This window comes from Cellulomonas septica, assembly GCF_012396155.1.
Lineage (GTDB): Bacteria > Actinomycetota > Actinomycetes > Actinomycetales > Cellulomonadaceae > Cellulomonas > Cellulomonas septica.
Map to the genome: position 1 here is coordinate 1 of NZ_JAAXOY010000341.1, position 3,785 is coordinate 3,785.

Here is a 3,785-nt window from a genome sequence, read left to right on the forward strand (position 1 = left end):
CGCTCGCCACGACCGGCTCCACCGCGCTGCCGCTCGCGGTCGGCGCCGGTGTGCTGGTCGCCGCCGGCGGCGTGCTGCTGGCGCTGCGCCACCGTCGTCGTCCGAGCGGTTCGGACGCCTGACCGAGCACGACCCGGGCCGCTGACGGCCCGTGACGAGACCGCCGGACCTGGCGACGTCCCCGTGGCAGGAGGGGGCGCAGGTCCGGCGGTTTCGTCCTGTGCGGCGGATGCCGTAACATAGTCCGTTGGGTGTGTGCGCCCAGTTGGCTGACTGTGGTCCCGCGATCGTGGGGCTCCTGACAGCCGTCGCGCCACGGTCGACCCGTCGTCCTCGACACGGGCAGGCCTCGGTGCGGTCCGGGCCTTCGCACTCTCCACGAACGCCGGTCCCGCTCCCGCACGCGCGGGGGCCACGGCCGACGTGGGCTGAACAAGACCAGGACCGACAGTTAGCGGAGGACATGGCGAAGAAGGACGGTGTCATCGAGATCGAGGGCAGCGTCGTGGAGGCTCTGCCGAACGCGATGTTCCGCGTGGAGCTCACGAACGGCCACAAGGTGCTCGCCCACATCTCGGGCAAGATGCGTCAGCACTACATCCGGATCCTCCCCGAGGACCGGGTGGTCGTCGAGCTGAGCCCGTACGACCTGTCCCGCGGTCGGATCGTCTACCGCTACAAGTAACCACCACTCGAACACGCCGTCACGCCCCGGGGGAGCCCGTGGGTCAGCGGCGGCGGAGGAATCAACGCGATGAAGGTCAAGCCCAGCGTCAAGAAGATCTGCGACAAGTGCAAGGTGATCCGCCGGCACGGTCGCGTCCAGGTGATCTGCGAGAACCTGCGCCACAAGCAGCGCCAGGGCTGACGCCCTGACGGTGCGCCACGGGTCCGTCCCGCGGAGCACGTCGAGCAGCACCACCGGTCCCGCACGGGACCATCGGCCCCGGGCAGGGGCCGGCAAGCGCACCGCCACTCCGGACGGTGCCGGGCAGCAGCCCGGTCCGGACCGGCGAACCCTCGGTCGGAGGCCGGGGCCCGCAGCACGCGGGAAGGCGGTGCGGAAGACCTCCGACGCAGTTCAGGAGCCACCAGGCACATGGCACGTCTCATCGGCGTCGACCTCCCCCGCGAGAAGCGGCTGGAGATCGCGCTCACCTACATCTACGGGGTCGGTCGCACGCGCGCCCAGCAGACCCTCGCCGCCACGGGCATCAGCCCCGACGTCCGCGTGAAGGACCTCGGGGACACCGAGCTCGTCGCGCTGCGTGACTACCTCGAGGGCAACTTCAAGCTCGAGGGTGACCTCCGCCGTGAGGTCGCCGCGGACATCCGCCGCAAGGTCGAGATCGGCTGCTACGAGGGCCTCCGCCACCGCCGTGGCCTTCCCGTGCGCGGTCAGCGCACGAAGACCAACGCGCGCACCCGCAAGGGCCCGAAGCGCACCGTCGCCGGCAAGAAGAAGGCCGGGCGCAAGTAACCCGCACGTCCCGCGAGGACCGCGCCTCACGGCGAGAGGTCCCGGGACGTCGGCACACGCAGCCTGACGACCACGAGAGAAGAAGCAGATGCCTCCCAAGACCCGCAGTTCCGTGCGCAAGCCGCGCCGCAAGGAGAAGAAGAACGTCTCCCACGGCCAGGCGCACATCAAGAGCACGTTCAACAACACGATCGTCTCCATCACGGACCCGTCCGGCGCCGTGATCGCGTGGGCGTCCTCCGGCCAGGTCGGCTTCAAGGGCTCGCGCAAGTCGACGCCCTTCGCCGCGCAGCTCGCCGCCGAGGCCGCCGCGCGTCGTGCCCAGGAGCACGGCATGCGCAAGGTCGACGTCTTCGTCAAGGGCCCGGGCTCGGGCCGTGAGACCGCGATCCGCTCGCTCCAGGCGACGGGCCTCGAGGTCGGCTCGATCCAGGACGTGACGCCCCAGGCGCACAACGGCTGCCGCCCGCCGAAGCGCCGCCGCGTCTGACCCTCGGCTCGGCCGTGGCCGGTGCTCGCGTCGTCGACGCACCGGCCACGGCGTGACTCGTCCGACCGGTCATGCGGACCGAGGCATGGCCGTCACGCAGTACTGCGGAGCGTCATATGGCGGACGCCCGCTGAGAGGAAACCCACCGTGCTCATCGCACAGCGCCCCACCCTGACCGAAGAGGTCATCTCGGAGAACCGCTCGCGGTTCTCCATCGAGCCGCTCGAGCCCGGCTTCGGCTACACGCTCGGCAACTCGCTGCGCCGGACGCTGCTGTCCTCCATCCCCGGTGCCGCCGTCACCTCCATCCGGATCGACGGCGTGCTGCACGAGTTCTCCACCGTGCCGGGTGTCAAGGAGGACGTCACCGAGATCATCCTCAACATCAAGAACCTCGTCGTCTCCTCGGAGAACGACGAGCCGGTCGTGATGTACCTGCGCAAGCAGGGGTCGGGTGTCGTCACCGCCGCGGACATCGTGCCGCCGGCCGGGGTCGAGGTGCACAACCCCGACCTGCACCTGGCGACGCTGAACGACAAGGGCAAGCTGGAGATCGAGCTCACGGTCGAGCGCGGCCGCGGCTACGTCTCCGCCGCCCAGAACAAGTCGTTCGACGCGGAGATCGGCCGGATCCCGGTCGACTCGATCTACTCGCCGGTCCTCAAGGTGACCTACAAGGTCGAGGCCACGCGTGTCGAGCAGCGGACCGACTTCGACAAGCTCGTCGTCGACGTCGAGACGAAGGCCGCGATCAGCCCGCGCGACGCGCTCGCGTCCGCCGGCAAGACGCTGGTCGAGCTGTTCGGCCTGGCCCGTGAGCTCAACGTCGAGGCGGAGGGGATCGAGATCGGCCCGTCGCCGACCGACGCCGCGCTCGCCGCGGACCTCGCGCTGCCGATCGAGGACCTGCAGCTGACGATCCGCTCGTACAACTGCCTCAAGCGTGAGGGCATCCACTCCGTGGGTGAGCTCGTGGCGCGCAGCGAGGCCGACCTCCTGGACATCCGCAACTTCGGTGCGAAGTCCATCACCGAGGTCAAGGAGAAGCTGGCCGAGCTCGGCCTGACCCTCAAGGACAGCCCGCTCGACTTCGACCCGACCGCGTCGGCCTTCTACGGCGACGACGAGGGCGACTTCGTCGAGGACGAGCAGTACTGACGCCGGGGAACGCGCGCCGGGCCTGAACGGTCCGGTGCGCGTCGCCGATCACTGGAACTCAAGGAGTAGATCATGCCCACGCCCACCAAGGGTCCCCGGCTCGGTGGCGGACCGGCGCACGAGCGTCTGATCCTCGCGAACCTCGCGACGCAGCTGTTCGAGCACAAGCGGATCACGACGACCGAGGCCAAGGCCAAGCGCCTGCGCCCGCTCGCCGAGCGCCTCATCACGTTCGCGAAGCGCGGCGACCTGCACGCCCGCCGCCGTGTCCTGACGGTCGTCAAGGACAAGGGTGTCGTGCACACCCTGTTCACCGAGATCGCGCCGGCCGTCGCCGAGCGTCAGGGTGGCTACACGCGCATCACGAAGATCGGTCCGCGCAAGGGCGACAACGCGCCCATGGCCGTGATCGAGCTCGTGCTCGAGCCGCTGTCGCCGAAGCAGGCCGTCGTCAAGGAGGCCACGAAGGCCACCGCGAAGGCCGCGCCGAAGGCGGAGAAGAAGGCCGACGAGGCGCCCGCCGCCGAGGTCGAGACGACCGACGCCGAGGCGACCGAGGCTCCGGCCGAGGACACCACCGCGGCGACCGAGGGCGACGCCGAGAAGGCCTGACCCTCCCGCAGCACCGACGAGAGGCCCGGAACCGCGCAGGTTCCG

At 70.1% G+C, this 3,785-nt stretch carries 7 protein-coding genes; all 7 read left to right on the plus strand.

The features are described from left to right. Window positions 1-122 (plus strand): LPXTG cell wall anchor domain-containing protein (locus HGA02_RS21830; protein ID WP_168679338.1); only part of this gene is annotated, 122 nt, incomplete at its 5' end. A 341-nt stretch (window positions 123-463) separates the two neighbouring features. After that, a complete protein-coding gene (infA, locus tag HGA02_RS12830; protein WP_013770189.1) occupies window positions 464-685 on the plus strand; it encodes a translation initiation factor IF-1 in 222 nt (73 codons plus the stop codon). A gap of 69 nt (window positions 686-754) precedes the next feature. Further along, entirely contained in the window at window positions 755-868 is a 114-nt protein-coding gene (gene rpmJ, locus HGA02_RS12835) for a 50S ribosomal protein L36 (RefSeq protein ID WP_013117849.1), read from the plus strand. A gap of 231 nt (window positions 869-1,099) precedes the next feature. Beyond that, the gene (gene rpsM, locus HGA02_RS12840; protein WP_013770190.1) at window positions 1,100-1,480 is read left to right on the plus strand and encodes a 30S ribosomal protein S13; all 381 of its coding nucleotides are present in this window, start codon (window positions 1,100-1,102) and stop codon (window positions 1,478-1,480) included. An 88-nt stretch (window positions 1,481-1,568) separates the two neighbouring features. Then, window positions 1,569-1,970 (plus strand): 30S ribosomal protein S11, encoded by a 402-nt coding sequence (gene rpsK / locus HGA02_RS12845; protein ID WP_013770191.1) that lies wholly within the window; start codon window positions 1,569-1,571, stop codon window positions 1,968-1,970. Between the two features lie 147 nt (window positions 1,971-2,117). Further along, window positions 2,118-3,128 (plus strand): DNA-directed RNA polymerase subunit alpha, encoded by a 1,011-nt coding sequence (locus HGA02_RS12850; RefSeq protein ID WP_168679339.1) that lies wholly within the window; start codon window positions 2,118-2,120, stop codon window positions 3,126-3,128. A gap of 72 nt (window positions 3,129-3,200) precedes the next feature. After that, the gene (gene rplQ, locus HGA02_RS12855; RefSeq protein WP_168679340.1) at window positions 3,201-3,740 is read left to right on the plus strand and encodes a 50S ribosomal protein L17; all 540 of its coding nucleotides are present in this window, start codon (window positions 3,201-3,203) and stop codon (window positions 3,738-3,740) included. The last annotated feature ends 45 nt before the right edge of the window (window positions 3,741-3,785 follow it).